This is a genomic window from Streptomyces sp. NPDC001816, from assembly GCF_042892235.1.
Classification (GTDB): Bacteria; Actinomycetota; Actinomycetes; order Streptomycetales; family Streptomycetaceae; genus Streptomyces.
In genome coordinates this window covers 135216-151610 of sequence record NZ_JBIATY010000009.1, presented here as the reverse complement: position 1 = coordinate 151610, position 16395 = coordinate 135216, and the positions used below count along the sequence as shown (strand labels likewise).

Sequence of the window (16395 nt, the reverse complement as noted above, 5' to 3'; positions counted from 1 at the left end):
AAGGGCCTTCTTCCTGTACCCCCGACCGGATTCGAACCGGCGCTACCGCCTTGAGAGGGCGGCGTGCTAGGCCGCTACACAACGGGGGCGTGGACTCTGCGTTTCCGCAGGTCCGAGCTGGTCTACCTGGACTCGAACCAAGACTAACTGAACCAGAATCAGTCGTGCTGCCAATTACACCATAGACCAATGATGGTTTAGACCAGTCGTACCCCCGACCGGATTCGAACCGGCGCTACCGCCTTGAGAGGGCGGCGTGCTAGGCCGCTACACAACGGGGGCCCTAGCGATCTCAAGTTGATCGAGATCAGTACCCCCGACCGGATTCGAACCGGCGCTACTGCCTTGAGAGGGCAGCGTGCTAGGCCGCTACACAACGGGGGCTTTGCAGATGAGCTCTGCGAGCTGGCCTACCTGGACTCGAACCAAGACTAACTGAACCAGAATCAGTCGTGCTGCCAATTACACCATAGGCCACTGGAACTCAAGCCCCTGCGGGGTTCTCGTTCTAGCTTGCTCCTCGGGGCTCCGGCCTTTCGGCCCGCGCCCCTCGGCGCAGGAAGAACATTACCCGAAGGTGGACGGGGCTCCAAAACGGGTATCCGCATGGACTAGCGCGGGGAGTTCGGCGAGGGTCGAGATCCGGTGTGCGGCCACCGTGTCCGGGGCCTGCGCGTACACTCCGCCGCGGTCGATCCAGACGGACAGCAGCCCGGCTTCGGCCGCGCCCCGCCCGTCGATCTCCGGGTGATCGCCGACGTACGCCACCTCGTGCGGGGGCAGGTCGAGAGCCTCGCAGGCCGCGAGGAACGCCCCGGCCTCCGGCTTGGAGACGCCCAGCTCGGCGGCGCACAGCAAGCTCTCGAAGCGGTCGCGGACGCCGAGGGTGCGCAGCTTGTGCTCCTGGACCGTGAGGCTGGAGTTGGACAGCACCCCGTGCCGGTGGCTGGCGGCGAGGGCGTCCAGGGCGGGCAGCACGTCCGGGAACAGGCTCCAGGCGGCCTCGTAGTGAGCGATGTAACGCCGGAACCAGACGTCGGCCTCGGCGTCGGACAGCTCCTGCTCCAGGAAGACCCGTACGCGGTCGCGCCGCTGCCCCTCGAAGGACACCTCCCCCGCCGAGAAGCGCGCCCACTGCTGATCGGTGACCTCCCGCCACCGCACGAGCGCCTGCTCCGGGCTTTCGTACCCGGAGAGCAGGCCCTCCGCCGCCAGATGGGCCCGCATGCCCTCGCGGTCCGCGGTCGTGTAGTCGAAGAGGGTGTCGTCCACGTCCCACACGACGGCTCGGATCGTCATGGCATCGACAGTACCGTCGCAGATGCGGCGTCGAAGGGGGTGTCGTCCCCGTCCCAGGCCACGGCTCTGATCGTGATCAGAGCGACCGTACCTTCCGCGCGCCGTCAGCCGAGGGTCATCGTGCCGGTCAGGGCCAGGGTCCTGCCCTGACCGTCGCGGGGCCGGGCGGTGAGCTTCCAGGTGTACCTGCCGGAACCGACACCGGCGCCGCTGTCGGTCCTGCCGTCCCAGGCCGGGCGTACGGCCGCTGCCGTGGAGGCGCCGGTGAGGGTGCGCAGGACCGTGCCGGAGGACGTGGCGAGCGTCAGGGTCCAGGTGGACGGCTTGTTCAGCTGCCACACCGGCGACCACGGCATCGACGTGCCGATGACGGACGGCGAGGGGACCTGCGCCTCCATCTGCGCGAGCGGCGAGGTGGGGACGCCGCTGGGGACGATCACCACCTGGCCGTAGGTCGCGGTGAGGTAGGCGATCTGGCCGCCGAAGCGGTCCACGGCCCAGCGGCCGTTGCTGCCGCCGGTGTTCTGGTCCGTCCTGGGCAGGACGGCCACGGTGCGGGTGTGCGCGGTACCGGTGTGGACGTCGGTGAGCCGCAGTTCGTGCGTGGTGCGGTTCTCGCGCACCAGGAAGCCGTCGGCGAGGCGGGCCGGGGAGGGGCCGGCGGGGACCGGGATGTTCCGCCTGGCCGCCCGGTCGTAGACCCCGGCCGGGCCGGCGGCGCCGCAGCTCCAGTAGAGCCAGGTGTTGACGGCCTGGATGTCGGTGGGCGTGCACGGGGCGCCGGTGGCCACGGTGGTCGTGGTCCGGCCGGTCTTCAGATCGCGGCCGGTGATCGACCCCCTGGCGCTGCCGGGCGTCCACAGGACCTGGCCCCAGACCGCCGCGGTGGTGCGGCCGCGGCTGAGCGCGACCGTGCCGGAGGTGGCGCCGCGCGGGAAGTCGACGATTTTCTGCACGCCGGGCGTACCGCCGTTGTAGAGCACGTAGCGACCGGTGCCACCGGCGATGCGGCCGCGGGCGTCGCCCGTCGGCACCCTCGGCAGATCGCCGGTGTCGAAGCCGGTCTCGATCACCGACTCCTGGCCGGAATAGTCGGTGAACAGGAAAGCGACCCGTCCGTCGCCGAGAGCTTCCATCTGCGGGCAGGCGGCGTCGCCCGTGAGGCAGGTCGGGGCGGCCAGCGCGCGGCTGCGCCGGGTCTGCGGTCCGGCCGGGCGGCCGGCGGCGTCGACCGCGAAGCTGAAGAACCGGTGCCCGTCCCCCTCCCTGCCGTCCAGGAACAGCTCGCCCCCGGCGAGGGCCAGTCCCTCCACCCGGATCCGGTCGGCCGGGATCTGGGCCACCTTTTCGGTGGCGGTCCCGCCGTCCGCCGTCGGCGTGATGCGGTGGACGTTCCAGTCGAGGCTGGACGGCCCTGCCGTGGCGAGCGCGCCGCCGTCCGGGGTCGCCGCCATCCCGCCGGAGGAGTCCGCGAGGACGGTGCGGGTCTCGCCGGTGGCCAGTGAACGGGAGGTCAGCGCGGGCTTGGTGCCGGCCTGGACGAAGGTCGGGTTGCCGATGAGGAGCTGGTCACCGACGACGGCCACCAGGTCGGCGCCCCAGCGGGTGAGCCCGGTGGGCTCGGTGCCGGGGGCGGCGTCGGTGCGGATGTACTTCCAGTCGGCGACCAGCCAGCGGTCGTTGAAGCGGACCGGCGGGGCGGCGGCCACGCCCGTGACGTAGGTGCGGAAGGTGCCGTCCCGCAGGTCCACGAGACCCACGGAGGTCGTGCCGTCCAGGGTGTAGACGATCGCGACGCGGCTCACCGAGCCGCCGGGGACGTAGTCGGTGGGCCGGGCGCCCGCGGGGAGCCCGGTCACCGGAAGGTCGGTGGTGGAGCCGTCGGCCGCGGCGCGCAGCACGTGCGGGGTGGCGGAGGCGTCCTCGGTGAGCACGCTCCAGCCGGACGTGGTCGCATAGGTCTGACCGGCCGGGATCGTGACGGTGGCGGTCACGCCCGTGGAGCGGTGCTGCTGCGTGACCTTGGCACCGTCCCTGGTGCTGACCACGTCGGTGCCGGTGGCCAGGTCGTCCGGGCCGGCGTGCGCGGGCGGGACGAAGCCCGGGTAGCCCACCCAGGTGCCGAAGCTGCCCGCGTTCCGGGCACGCCACTGGAACCCGGACGCCCCCGTCCACAGGTAGTCGACGTAGGTCGGCCGCTCCGACCTGAGCGTGACGGTGCCGGCCGGCGCCGCGACGGCCGGCCCGGCCTGCGCGGGCGCGGTCGCCGCGGCGCAGGTCAGCGCCACCGCTCCGGCGACGACCGCCGTGGCCAGTCTTCGGACACGGATCGCCTCGCCTCGTGAACGGGTCACGTCCCCCACCCCCTGAACAGGCTGCGCATGCACATCACGCGCACAGGGAGCATCCAACGTCCGTTCGGGAAGCGGAGCTTGGCCGCAGGGGTGAACGCCGGACGACGGCTCGGTGGACGGACGAAGGGCGGCGCCCGAAAGGGACGCCGCCCTGTCTCAGCCGTGTTCCGCGAAGAGACGCCGTACGAGGAGTCGCTACGAGGAGTCGCTACGAGAAGTGGCTACGCGGAGAGCTTGGCCAGCGCCGCGTCGATGCGGGCCAGCGTCTTCTCCTTGCCGAGGACCTCCAGGGACTCGAACAGGGGCAGGCCGACCGTGCGGCCGGTGACGGCCACGCGGACGGGGGCCTGGGCCTTGCCGAGCTTGAGGCCGTGGGCCTCGCCGGCGGCCAGGACGGCCTCCTTGAGGGCCTCGGCCGACGTCCAGTCCGCGGACTCCAGCTTCTCGCGGGCGGTGCGCAGGAGGGCGTCGGATCCTTCCTTCATCGCCTTCGTCCAGCTCGCCTCGTCGAAGACCGGCTCGGCGAGGAACAGGAAGTCGACGTTGTCGGTGATCTCGGAGAGGACCTTGAGGCGGGTCTGGGCGTGCGGGGCGATCGCCTGCCACTTGGCCTCGTCGAAGTCCTCCGGCGCCCAGGGGGCGAACGGCGCCTTCAGCCAGGTGCGGCAGCGCTCCGTGAACTCCTTCACATCCAGCATGCGGATGTGGTCGGCGTTGATCGCCTCGCACTTCTTGAGGTCGAAGCGCGCCGGGTTCGGGTTCACGTCGGCGATGTCGAAGGCGGCGACCATCTCGTCGATGGTGAAGATGTCCTGGTCGGCCGAGAGCGACCAGCCGAGCAGCGACAGGTAGTTGAGCAGGCCCTCGGGCAGGAAGCCCTGCTCGCGGTAGAGGTTGAGGGACGACTGCGGGTCGCGCTTGGAGAGCTTCTTGTTGCCCTCGCCCATGACGTACGGCAGGTGGCCGAAGGCCGGGGTCCGCTTGGCGATGCCCAGCTCGGTCAGGGCCTTGTACAGGGCGATCTGGCGCGGGGTGGAGGAGAGCAGGTCCTCGCCGCGCAGGACGTGGGTGATCTCCATCAGGGCGTCGTCGACCGGGTTGACCAGCGTGTACAGCGGGGCACCGTTGGCGCGGACGATGCCGTAGTCCGGAACGTTCTCCGGGGTGAAGGTCAGCTCGCCGCGGACCAGGTCCGTGAAGGTGATCGTCTCGTCGGGCATCCGGAAGCGGACGATCGGGGTGCGGCCCTGGGCCTGGTACTGCTCGACCTGCTCGGCGCTCAGGTCGCGGCAGTGGCCGTCGTAGCCGGACGGCTTGCCGGCGGCGCGGGCGGCCTCGCGGCGGGTGTCCAGCTCCTCCTGGGAGCAGTAGCAGTGGTAGGCATGGCCGGCGTCGAGGAGCTTGTCCGCGACGTCCTTGTAGAGGTCCATGCGCTGCGACTGGCGGTACGGCGCGTGCGGGCCGCCGACCTCAGGGCCCTCGTCCCAGTCGAAGCCCAGCCAGCGCATCGCGTCGAGCAGCTGGTTGTACGACTCCTCCGAGTCGCGGGCCGCGTCGGTGTCCTCGATGCGGAAGACCAGGGTGCCCTGGTGGTGCCGGGCGAACGCCCAGTTGAACAGGGCGGTGCGGACCAGGCCCACGTGGGGGTTACCGGTGGGCGAGGGGCAGAAACGGACGCGTACGGGGGAGCCGGATGCGCTAGCCACGCTTGACAACCTTGTTGGTGAGAGTGCCGATGCCTTCGATGGTGACGGCGACCTCGTCGCCGACGTTCAGGGGGCCGACCCCTGCGGGGGTGCCGGTGAGGATGACGTCGCCGGGCAGCAGGGTCATGGCCTCGGAGATGTTGACGATCAGGTCCTCGATGGAGTGGATCATCTGGCTCGTGCGGCCCAGCTGGCGCTGTTCGCCGTTGACCGTGAGCTGGATGGTCAGGTCGTTCGCGCGGTCGAGGTCCAGGCCCGTCTCCACCCAGGGGCCGAGCGGGCAGGAGGTGTCGAAGCCCTTGGCCCGGGCCCACTGCTTCTCGCGCTTTTGCACGTCGCGGGCGGTGACGTCGTTGGCGCAGGTGTAGCCGAAGATCACGTCCTTGACGCGCTCGCGCGGCACCTCGCGGCACATGCGGCCGATGACGACGGCCAGCTCCGCCTCGTGGTGCAGCTCCTGCGAGAAGGACGGGTACTGGATCTCGTCCCCGGAGCCGATCACCGAGGTGGACGGCTTGAAGAAGGCGAACGGGGTCTCGGGCACCTCGTTGCCCAGCTCCTTGGCGTGGTCGGCGTAGTTGCGGCCGAACGCCACGACCTTGTTGGGGAGAACCGGCGGGAGCAGTCTGACCTTGCTCAGCGGCACCTTCGTCCCGGACAGCTCGTAGTCCGCGAACGGGATGCCCTTGATGATGTCGAGGACGAGTTCGTCCTGCTTTTCGCCCTCGACCGCGCCGAAGGCTACGTTCCCGTCGATGGAGAACCTGGCGATGCGCACGGGATCCTGCGCCCCTCACTGAGTACCGGCGTACTGACGCCCCAGGTTAACCGGTCGGGCCTGCCTCGTTCGGGAAGGCGGCGGACGCCGGGGACGAGTGCGGCCCGGAAGATCGTCGTACCTGCGACGATCTTCCGGGCCGCGCTCGCCGTGCGTGTGCGGTGCCCGCTCGGCTACTCGCCGGCCGCGACCGCCGCGGCCACCGGGATCTCCATGAGAACCGTGCGCCGCGGGTTCGCCGTCTGGGCGGGGAGGTCGACGGAGTGCTCCGGCAGCTCGGGCGTCTGCAGTTCGTCGGCGTCCTCGAGGTGCGCCAGAGTCGTGCGCCGCGGGTTGGCTATGTTGCGGAACATCATCGTCGTCTTCACCGTTGTACGTCCTGTGGCTTCGTGTCGGAGTTGGCAGAGTCGCCCATCTTGTAAAGCGTCAGGCTAAACATGCGATTCCCCGGCTCAGACATGAACCCCCCATGATCTGCATGTGAGTTTGCTCACGAATCCACGGGCAAACCGGTCAATTCCGGCCGACAACTCTCCCCGCCGAAACGGACATTGACCCCCTGAAGCAGTCATTCCGCTCCTGATCATGGCGACTGGGACACGTGACACCAGGGGGCGATTCGCAGGGATGCGTCCGCTTTGGCCTGGATCACGGTCCACAACCGGTGACACTTACCCCACAGTCCGTCACGTAGGTCACAGCTCGGGACACGGCCCTTGTTGGAGATCCGGCACTGTGCTGGAATTCCACGGACCGCCGCGGGATCGAGCCGGCGCGCAGGGCGCAACGCAGCGCCGAGTGGCGGCGAGATAGGGGGGAACCTGCGCCGGTCACTCCAGACCACTCGGAGGGCGCATTCAGGGCGTTCTCCAATACGCCGACACCGTGTCCCTCCGTTCAACCGGGGGGGTGCCTGGTCCAGAGGTTGCGACGCTAGTGCAGGGACGTTTCAAGAGGGATGGCAGCGCTTCGGCGGAGCCGCAGGCGCACGGCGGGACCGACCGTGGCTCCACGCCCCAGCACGCCCAGATCCCGGGCCCGGCCCCGTCCGGGGACAGTGGTGGGCGCCCCGGCGCGTCCTCCTCGGCGGGCCCCACGAAGACCGGGAACCCCACCCCGACCGTGAAGCCCGTCCAGGGCCCGACCGGCTCCGGTTCGCGCGTTGCCCTGCGCAACTGGCGCATCTCCACGCGTCTGGTCTCGCTGCTCGCGCTCCCCGTGGTGGCGGCCACCTCGCTGGGCGCGCTGCGCATCGACCAGAACATCACCGACATCCAGCAGCTCGACAACATGAAGCTGCTGACGGAGATGACCAAGCAGGCCACCGAGCTGGCTCAGGCGCTCCAGGAGGAGCGCGACCAGTCCGCCGGTCCCCTGTCCCACGGCCTGAAGTCGACCGACTACCAGATCAAGGGCTACCAGGACAGGACCGACCGGGCCCGCGAGAACTTCCTCAACGCCTCCGAGGAGATCGACGAGGCGAGCAAGAACGGCAACCTCCAGGGCGTCCGCGACACCCTGGTGAGCCTCGCCAACCAGCTGGACGACCTGGCCAAGATCCGCCGGTCCGCCTACCAGGCGAAGGGCAACTCGACGCAGACCGTCGAGTCGTACCACCGCCTGATCACCCAGCTGGTCGACCTCTCCCAGGCCATGGCCGAGGCGTCCAGCAACCCCGAGATGATCACGCGCACCCGCGCCCTGGCGGCCTTCTCCAGCGCCAAGGAGTACGCGTCCGTGCAGCGTGCCGTCATCGCCGCGGCGCTGACCACCAGCGGCAACGCCAAGGGCACGCTCTCCTCGAACGACCGCCTCTACGGCCAGTCGGCGTACGAGAGCGAGAACTCCGAGATCGCGATCTTCCGGAAGATCTACAGCAACCAGAACCCGGACCTGCTGCTGAAGCCGATCGAAGACGGCAACCCGATCATCCAGTCCGCCGATCTCTACGCCAAGCGGACCTTCGAGTCCCCCACCGGCCTCGACGGCCTGCCGGCGCGCTCGTACCGGGACTGGGTGGACGACAGCTCGACCAAGATCGAGGGAATGAAGAAGATCGAGCACTCGCTGCTCGAGGACATGGAGCAGAAGGCCCGCGAGCTGCGCAGCGCCTCCGAGCGCGACGCGATCATCTCCGGTGCGCTGATCCTGATCGTCCTCGGCATCTCGCTCGTCGGCGCGTTCGTCGTGGCCCGCTCCATGATCCGCTCGCTGCGCCGTCTTCAGGAGACCGCCACCAAGGTCGCCCAGGACCGCCTGCCCGAGCTGGTCAAGCAGCTGTCCGAGTCCGACCCGCAGGACGTGGACACGTCCGTGGAGTCGGTCGGTGTGCACTCCCGGGACGAGATCGGCCAGGTGGCCGCGGCCTTCGACGACGTGCACCGCGAGGCGGTCCGCCTCGCCGCCGAGCAGGCCCTGCTGCGGGGCAACGTCAACGCGATGTTCACCAACCTCTCGCGCCGCTCCCAGGGCCTCATCCAGCGTCAGCTCTCGCTCATCTCCGAACTGGAGTCCCGCGAGGCCGACCCGGACCAGCTGTCCTCCCTCTTCAAGCTCGACCACCTCGCGACGCGTATGCGCCGTAACGGTGAAAACCTCCTCGTTCTCGCCGGTGAAGAGCCCGGCCGCCGCTGGACCCGCCCGGTCCCGCTGGTCGACGTGCTCCGCGCCGCCGCGTCCGAGGTGGAGCAGTACGAGCGCATCGAGCTGGCCGCGGTCCCGACCACCGAGGTCGCCGGCCGCGTCGTCAACGACCTCGTGCACCTCCTCGCCGAGCTGCTCGAGAACGCCACCTCCTTCTCCTCGCCGCAGACCAAGGTCAAGGTCACCGGTCACGCCCTGCCCGACGGCCGGGTGCTGATCGAGATCCACGACACCGGTATCGGCCTCTCCCCCGAGGACCTCGCGGCGATCAACGAGCGGCTCGCCTCGCCGCCCACCGTGGACGTCTCGGTGTCCCGCCGCATGGGTCTGTTCGTGGTCGGTCGGCTGTCCCAGCGCCACGGCATCCGCATCCAGCTGCGCCCCTCCGACTCCGGTGGTACGACCGCGCTGGTCATGCTCCCCGTCGACGTCGCCCAGGGCGGCAAGAAGCCCGCGGGCAAGCCCGGCGCCCCCGCGCCGACCGGTGGTCCGGCCGCCGCGCAGGCCGCGGCCGGTGCTGCCGCCGCCCGCCGGGGCAACGGCGGCAACGGCTCGGGCGGTGCCCTCGGCGGTGCCCCGTCCGGCGGCGGCCTCCTCGGCGCCGGTCCGTCCCCGCGTGGCCAGGTCGGCGCCGGCCAGGGTCCCCGGGCCGCGCTGCCCGGCGCCGGCCAGGGCGGCCGTCCCGGTGCGCCGGGTGGCGCGCGTGGTCCGCAGGGTCCGGGTACCTCGCAGCAGGGCCGGCAGGCGCCGGCCGGTGCGGGTGCGGGCGGCTACGGCGGTCCGGGTGCCACGCAGGGCCTGCAGTCCGGGGGCGTCGGCGGATCGCAGCAGGACGCCTTCGGTGGTCGTGGTCCTGCGCAGCCGCGCGGTGGCGCGGGCGCTGCCGACCAGGGCCGTCAGCAGCTGTCGCCGCGCGGCGGTCCGCGGGCCGAGCTGCCCGGCAGCAACCCGCCCGCGCGCACCCAGGACTGGAGCGACAACGCCCAGGCCCCGCAGTCACGCGCCTCGCTGGACACCCCGCGCGGCCATGACGAGCAGGACCCGGCGCAGACCTCGCGCATGCCGCGCATCGACGACCGGCAGGGCCCGGGCGCGACCGCGGAGATACCCCGCATCGACACGCAGGGCCCGTCCGCCACGGGCGAGTTCCCCCGCCCCGACATCGGCGCCAACAACTCCACGGGCCAGTTCCCGCGTCCCGGCACCCAGCAGGGCAACGGCCAGTACGGCCAGCAGGACAACAACGGGTTCGTCCGCCCCGATGTGTACGGCACGTCGGCGCCCGGGCAGCAGGCCCCGCAGAGCACCGGCCAGTTCGCGGCCCCGCAGGCCTACGACGCCGGCTTCAACGGCAGCTCCACCGGCCAGCACGCGCTGCCCGGCCGCCCGGGCCAGAGCCCGGCGAACACCGGCCAGTTCGAGCGGCCCCAGCAGGGCGGCGACTTCGGCGCCTCGCGCCCGCCGGCCCCGCAGCAGCGTCCGGCCCGCCGGGAGCCGGAGGCACTGCCGCCGGCCACCGGTCCGGTCGACGGTCGTACCCCGCTGTACGACACTCTGGAAACCAACTGGTTCCACGGCACCCAGCCGGAGCGGCAGCCGGACAACCCCCCGGCTCCGTCCCCGGCACCGCAGCAGCAGGCGCCCGCGCCCGCTCCGCAGCGCTCTGCCGCCACCGGCTCCTGGCGCACCTCGCCCAACGACGAACTCGTCCGTCAGGCGGAGCGCGTCCGGCAGCCCGCGGCGGGTGGCATCACCACCTCCGGCCTGCCGCGCCGGGTGCCCCGGGCGAACCTCGTCCCGGGCACGGCTCAGCAGCAACAGCACCAAGCCGGTCCGCAGGTCTCGCGTGCGCCTGACGACGTACGCGGCCGGCTGACCAATCTCCGTCGGGGTATCGCACAGGGTCGTCAGGTCGGCAACGGCCAGACCGGCAGCTACCCGAACCCCACTCACCAGCAGGAGCGTTAGTTGAGAGCGATGAGCCAGGCGGCACAGAACCTGAACTGGTTGATCACCAACTTCGTGGACAACACCCCCGGGGTGTCGCACACGGTGGTCGTCTCCGCCGACGGCCTTCTGCTGGCGATGTCCGAAGGCTTCCCGCGGGACCGCGCCGACCAGCTCGCCGCCGTCGCCTCCGGGTTGACCTCCCTCACGGCCGGGGCGTCCCGGATCTTCGAGGGCGGCAACGTGGCACAGACGGTCGTCGAGATGGAGCGCGGTTTCCTCTTCCTGATGTCCGTCTCGGACGGGTCGTCCCTCGCGGTACTGGCCCACCCGGAGTGCGACATCGGCCTTGTCGGCTACGAGATGGCACTGCTCGTCGACCGCGCGGGTGCGGTACTCACCCCGGACCTGCGCGCCGAACTCCAGGGCAGTCTGCTCCACTGACCCGCCCCGGCACCACCCACCTCACGAAAACACCGTCCGGCCGCCACAATCCCCCCACCGGCCCCAAAAGACGGCTTGACTGACCGACTTGCTGTCCCGCCCGGAGGATTCATGACCCCGCCCACCGCCTCTCATGATCCGTACGCGGAGCCGTACGGGGATGAGGGCGACCAGCCGCTGGTACGTCCGTACGCGATGACCGGTGGCCGGACGCGGCCGCGCTATCAGCTCGCCATCGAGGCGCTGATCAGCACCACGGCCGACCCGGCAGCACTCATGGGACTGCTCCCGGAGCACCAGCGCATCTGCCACCTGTGCCGTGAGGTCAAGTCGGTCGCGGAGGTGTCGGCGCTGCTGGCCATGCCGCTCGGCGTGGCCCGGATCCTGGTGGCCGACCTCGCCGAGGCCGGCCTGGTCGCCATTCACCAGCCGGGTGGCGACGAGAACAACGGCGGCGCTCCGGACGTGACGCTGCTCGAAAGGGTGCTCAGTGGACTTCGCAAGCTCTGACGCGGGCCGGGCCACCACCTCGGCGAAGATCGTGGTGGCGGGCGGCTTCGGCGTGGGCAAGACCACGTTCGTCGGCGCCGTCTCGGAGATCAACCCGCTGCGCACAGAGGCCGTCATGACGTCCGCTTCGGCGGGCATCGACGACCTGACCCACACCGGAGACAAGACCACCACCACGGTGGCCATGGACTTCGGCCGTATCACCCTGGACCAGGACCTGATCCTGTACCTCTTCGGTACGCCGGGCCAGGACCGCTTCTGGTTCATGTGGGACGACCTGGTGCGCGGCGCCATCGGCGCGGTGGTGCTCGTGGACACCCGGCGCCTCGCCGACTGCTTCCCGGCCGTGGACTACTTCGAGAACAGCGGTCTGCCGTTCGTCATCGCCCTCAACGGCTTCGACGGCCAGCAGCCGTACACCCCGGACGAGGTGCGCGAAGCCCTGCAGATCGGGCCGGACGCGCCGATCATCACGACCGACGCCCGCCATCGTGCGGATGCCAAGAGTGCGCTGATCACGCTGGTGGAGCACGCCCTGATGGCCCGCCTGCGCTAGCACTCAAGTGCGACGCGTGATACGGCAGTTGTCGTAATGCAATCGGAGCCGACTGTGGCCTTTGACACGGTCGGCTCCGCTGTTCATAACAGTTCGGCAGAGGAATCGCCCGGTATCACCACGCGACGCGGTCGAGCGGTACCGCTGTGCTCACAAACGCCCCGCCTTTTGGCGGGGCTCGCTCTTTATGACCGTTTTATCTAGGGCTTACAAGCGCACCCTCCGGGGGTTTCCACTGTTTGGAAGTGCGCTGGTCCACGTGCTGGAATGCCTGAACTGCCCAATAGTCAAAGACGTACCTAGTGGTCGATGACGAACGGGGCTCTGAGAGACTGCGGCACGACGAAGGTGCCGACCGCCGAGAGGTTGTTGGTCGAGTGAGGCGAAGCAAGAACGGTCCCGAGCCGTCGGCGCGGGGCAACTTCACCCCGCCGCCGCGCGCTGCGGCGCCCACCCCTGTGCCCGGTTCGGAGCCGGCGGCCGCACCCGCGAAGAGCGGCGGCCGTTTCTCCCCGCGCAACTGGCGCGTGCCGACCAGGCTGAACGCGATTCTGCTCATACCCGTGGCGGTGGGTCTCGTCATGGGCGGCTTCCAGGTGAAGGCCTCGATCGACACCTGGCAGCAGGCCCAGGACGCGGAGAACACCGCCCGCCTGGTGCGCGCCGCCCTCGCCTACGCCGACGCCCTCGAGAACGAGCGTGACGTCACGGCGGCCCCGCTGCTGCTGAACAAGAAGGACGGCAAGGCGACCATCGACGGGGCGCGCAAGGCCACGGACCAGGCCGCCAGCGCCTTCGACCAGGCCGCGCAGAACATGCCGGACAAGTCCGGTCTGCAGCGCCGTCTTCAGCAGTTCCGCAAGGCCGAGACCAAGCTGTCGACGCTGCGCCAGGTCGCGTACACCAGCAAGACCATCGGCGTGCAGACCGAAGAGGGCTACATCGGGGTCAGCCACCCCCTGATGGAGTTCGCCAACGAACTCGGTCTGGGCACCGGCAACATCACCTCCTACGGCCGTACCGTCTACGCCATCTCGCTGACCAAGGCGGCACTGTCGCTGGAGCGGTCGATCGGCACGCACCTGCTGGTCAAGCCCGGCCCGGACGCCCCGAACCTGGCGACCCAGCGGGTGTCCCTGTCCTCGTACGCCTACCTGGAGCGCATCGCTCTCGAGGAGTACATCGGCGGTGGCACCGACGCCGACGCGCAGAAGCTGACCGACGCGCAGGCGAAGATGAAGACGGACGGCGCCGCCATGGCCGCGGCCGCCAAGCAGCAGAACCCGAAGTACGTCCCTCCGCCGTCCAAGCCGGAGACGATGGTCTCGGCACTGGCCACGCTGAAGGACACCGATCCGCTCACGCGTGACGCGCTCGCCACCAAGGGCATCACCGCCGACAACTGGTGGGCGGTCAACACCCTCAAGTACAAGGCCTACCGCCAGATCGAGTCGGATCTCACCGACAAGGCGGTGAACGAGGCCTCCGACATCGCCGACGACGCCAAGACCTCCGCGCTCATCACCGGCGCCGTGGTCGTCGTCGCCCTGCTCTTCGCGTTCATCCTGGCCGGTACCGTCGCCCGCCAGATGAGCCGCTCGATGCGCCAGCTGCGCAACGCCGCCTTCGGTATCGCCGAGCAGCGCCTGCCGATGCTGGTCGACCAGCTCTCGCGCACCGACCCCGGCCGCGTCGACACCCGCGTCGCACCGATCCCGATCAACTCGACGGACGAGATCGGCGAGGTCGCCCGGGCCTTCGACCAGGTCCACCGCGAGGCCGTCCGGCTCGCCGCCGAGCAGGCCCTGCTGCGGGGCAACATCAACGCGATCTTCACCAACCTGTCGCGCCGCAACCAGTCGCTGATCGAGGGCCAGCTGACCCTGATCACCGACCTGGAGAACAACGAGGCCGACCCGGACCAGCTGGAGAACCTCTTCCGCCTGGACCACCTCGCGACCCGTATGCGCCGCAACGGCGAGAACCTGCTGGTCCTCGCCGGCGAGGAGCCCGGCCGCCGCTGGGACCAGCCGGTCCCGCTGGTCGACGTCCTGCGCGCCGCCTCCTCCGAGGTGGAGCAGTACGAGCGCATCGAGCTGTCCGGTGTCCCGGAGGCCGAGATCCACGGCCGTGCCGTGACCGACCTCGTGCACCTGCTCGCCGAGCTGCTGGAGAACGCCACGACGTTCTCCTCCCCGCAGACCAAGGTCCGCGTCACCGCGACCCGTCTCCCCGACGGCCGCGTGATGATCGAGATCCACGACAAGGGCATCGGCCTCACCGCCGAGGACTTCGCGGACATCAACCACAAGCTGGCCAACCCGCCGACCGTGGACGCCGCGATCTCGCAGCGCATGGGCCTGTTCGTGGTCGGCCGGCTGTCCGACCGGCACGGCATCCGTGTCCAGCTGCGCCCCTCGGGCGAGCAGGCCGGCACGACCTCGCTTGTCATGCTGCCGGACGCGATCACGCACGGTGGTGGCGGCGAGGCGCCGCTGGACCGCGAGGAGTTCACGGTCTCCCAGATCATCCCGGAGCAGCAGTTCCCGGGTGAGAGCTTCGGCCAGGTGGGCCCCATGCGCACCGCCGCCGAGCTGGGCTTCGACGACAGCCGCTACACCGATGTCCCCGACGACATCAGCGGTCTTGACCCCGTCGGCCGCTCCCTGATGCGTGAGGGGCGCCGGGCGGCCCTGGAGGCCCAGAGCCACGGCCAGGCGCAGGAGAGCCCCGAGCAGCCCGCGTACCAGGACGAGTTCGACGCACAGCAGGGCTACGACGGCAGCAGCACGGGCTACACCGAGCAGCCGGCGTACCAGGAGCAGGCGTACCAGGAGCAGGCGTACCAGGAGCAGACCTACGAGGAGCAGCAGCACACCTCGTACGAGAAGCCCTACGACGACCAGTACTACGCGCCGAACAGCGGTCTGCCGCAGCGTGACGGCTTCGGCCAGAACGGCGGCGGCTACCCCGAGCCCGCGTATTCGGAGCCCGCTCAGGACGAGCACGCGCCCGCGCACGCCTCCGGGTCCGACGGGTTCGGCTCCTACGAGAGCCAGTCCTACCAGGACGACTGGCCGCAGCAGCCGCAGCAGGACGGTTACCAGAACGGCTATCCGGCCCAGTACGCTCCGGAAACGGAATCCGCGCAGGCCGGTGACGCAGATGAGCGGAACCGCGTAGGCTTCGACCGTCCGGGACCGGCCACTCCCGCCGCCCACACGCTGACCGACGCCGGGCTGCCCCGCCGCGGTGCCGTCCCGAGCGGCTCCAACGGTTCGAGCGCCACCAACGGCACGGCACGCGTGCAGCAGGAAGCGCCGGCTCCCGCACCGGGCAACTCCCCGGGGCAGAACGGCGACAGCGGCTGGCGTTCGGCGAACGACCAGCGCTGGCAGCAGGCCTCACAGCTCCGGAAGCCCAAGGCGGGCGGGGTCACCTCCTCCGGCCTGCCGCGGCGGGTACCCAAGGCCAACCTGGTCGAGGGCACCGCCGAGAGCACCCCTCAGGGAGGCCCACAGGTCTCCCGCGCCCCGGAGGACGTCCGGGGCAGGCTGAGCAACCTGCGTCGGGGCGTCCAGCGCGGACGCAGCGCAGGCAGTGAAACGAACGGCCAGGGCTTCGGCCCTGACAGCACCTACAACCAGGAGCGTTAGTGTGAGCCCGATGAGCCAGGCGGCACAGAACCTGAACTGGTTGATCACCAACTTCGTGGACAACACCCCGGGGGTGTCCCACACGGTGGTGGTCTCCGCCGACGGACTCCTTCTGGCTATGTCCGAAGGCTTCCCCCGCGACCGCGCCGATCAGCTCGCGGCCGTCGCCTCCGGTCTGACGTCTCTGACGGCAGGCGCCTCCCGGATCTTCGAGGGAGGCAGCGTGAATCAGACGGTTGTGGAGATGGAGCGGGGATTCCTGTTCATCATGTCCATCTCTGATGGTTCGTCACTCGCCGTTCTGGCTCACCCGGAGGCGGACATCGGCCTCATCGGGTACGAGATGGCCCTTCTGGTGGACCGCGCGGGCACGGTCCTCACCCCGGATCTGCGTGCAGAACTCCAGGGAAGCCTTCTCAACTAACAGACGAACGGTGCGTATACGCGTCCCGGGGCCGTAAGGTTTCGGGACGCGGCTCCACAGGGATGGGTGCCCGGCACG

The 16395-nt window shown here is 70.2% G+C and carries 11 protein-coding genes and 5 tRNA genes; 6 read left to right on the top strand and 10 right to left on the bottom strand.

Translation table 11 applies throughout. The features are described 5' to 3' along the window. Positions 1–16 precede the first annotated feature (16 nt). From ACFYZZ_RS29740 to ACFYZZ_RS29695, 10 genes are all read right to left on the bottom strand, one after another. Positions 17–89: transfer RNA gene (locus ACFYZZ_RS29740), tRNA-Glu, on the bottom strand. Between the two features lie 28 nt (positions 90–117). Further along, positions 118–189, bottom strand: a tRNA-Gln gene (locus tag ACFYZZ_RS29735). A gap of 20 nt (positions 190–209) precedes the next feature. Then, positions 210–282: transfer RNA gene (locus ACFYZZ_RS29730), tRNA-Glu, on the bottom strand. A 29-nt stretch (positions 283–311) separates the two neighbouring features. Then, positions 312–384: transfer RNA gene (locus ACFYZZ_RS29725), tRNA-Glu, on the bottom strand. Positions 385–405: 21 nt separating this feature from the next. Beyond that, a tRNA-Gln gene (locus tag ACFYZZ_RS29720) sits at positions 406–477 on the bottom strand. A 90-nt stretch (positions 478–567) separates the two neighbouring features. After that, complete coding sequence (locus ACFYZZ_RS29715) at positions 568–1299, bottom strand: HAD family hydrolase (protein WP_389182249.1); 732 nt, start codon at positions 1297–1299, stop codon at positions 568–570. 104 nt (positions 1300–1403) lie between these two features. Beyond that, on the bottom strand, positions 1404–3653 hold the full coding sequence (locus tag ACFYZZ_RS29710) for a FlgD immunoglobulin-like domain containing protein (protein ID WP_389182246.1): 2250 nt from the start codon (positions 3651–3653) through the stop codon (positions 1404–1406). Positions 3654–3874: 221 nt separating this feature from the next. Next, positions 3875–5359, bottom strand: coding sequence for a glutamate--tRNA ligase (gene gltX / locus ACFYZZ_RS29705; protein WP_389182244.1), 1485 nt, complete (start codon positions 5357–5359; stop codon positions 3875–3877). Then, complete coding sequence (locus tag ACFYZZ_RS29700) at positions 5352–6137, bottom strand: fumarylacetoacetate hydrolase family protein (RefSeq protein ID WP_389182241.1); 786 nt, start codon at positions 6135–6137, stop codon at positions 5352–5354. Before ACFYZZ_RS29700 ends, gltX begins: the two co-directional genes overlap by 8 nt. A gap of 173 nt (positions 6138–6310) precedes the next feature. Further along, positions 6311–6505 (bottom strand): hypothetical protein, encoded by a 195-nt coding sequence (locus ACFYZZ_RS29695; protein WP_386576537.1) that lies wholly within the window; start codon positions 6503–6505, stop codon positions 6311–6313. 568 nt (positions 6506–7073) lie between these two features. On the opposite strand from ACFYZZ_RS29695, the gene ACFYZZ_RS29690 reads away from it, so the two are divergent. From ACFYZZ_RS29690 to ACFYZZ_RS29665, 6 genes are all read left to right on the top strand, one after another. Beyond that, positions 7074–10748: a nitrate- and nitrite sensing domain-containing protein gene (locus ACFYZZ_RS29690; RefSeq protein WP_389182238.1), complete on the top strand. Its 3675-nt coding sequence runs from the start codon at positions 7074–7076 to the stop codon at positions 10746–10748. A gap of 9 nt (positions 10749–10757) precedes the next feature. After that, positions 10758–11171, top strand: coding sequence for a roadblock/LC7 domain-containing protein (locus tag ACFYZZ_RS29685; RefSeq protein ID WP_003973453.1), 414 nt, complete (start codon positions 10758–10760; stop codon positions 11169–11171). A 111-nt stretch (positions 11172–11282) separates the two neighbouring features. Beyond that, positions 11283–11681 carry a DUF742 domain-containing protein gene (locus tag ACFYZZ_RS29680; protein ID WP_019058642.1) on the top strand — a complete coding sequence of 133 codons (399 nt, stop codon included), beginning with the start codon at positions 11283–11285 and terminating at the stop codon, positions 11679–11681. Beyond that, positions 11662–12237, top strand: a complete 576-nt coding sequence (locus tag ACFYZZ_RS29675; RefSeq protein ID WP_067301226.1) for an ATP/GTP-binding protein — start codon at positions 11662–11664, stop codon at positions 12235–12237. Before ACFYZZ_RS29680 ends, ACFYZZ_RS29675 begins: the two co-directional genes overlap by 20 nt. A 377-nt stretch (positions 12238–12614) precedes the next feature. Beyond that, a complete protein-coding gene (locus tag ACFYZZ_RS29670) occupies positions 12615–15893 on the top strand; it encodes a nitrate- and nitrite sensing domain-containing protein (RefSeq protein ID WP_389182234.1) in 3279 nt (1092 codons plus the stop codon). Between the two features lie 10 nt (positions 15894–15903). Then, a complete protein-coding gene (locus ACFYZZ_RS29665) occupies positions 15904–16317 on the top strand; it encodes a roadblock/LC7 domain-containing protein (protein ID WP_004983065.1) in 414 nt (137 codons plus the stop codon). Positions 16318–16395 lie beyond the last annotated feature (78 nt).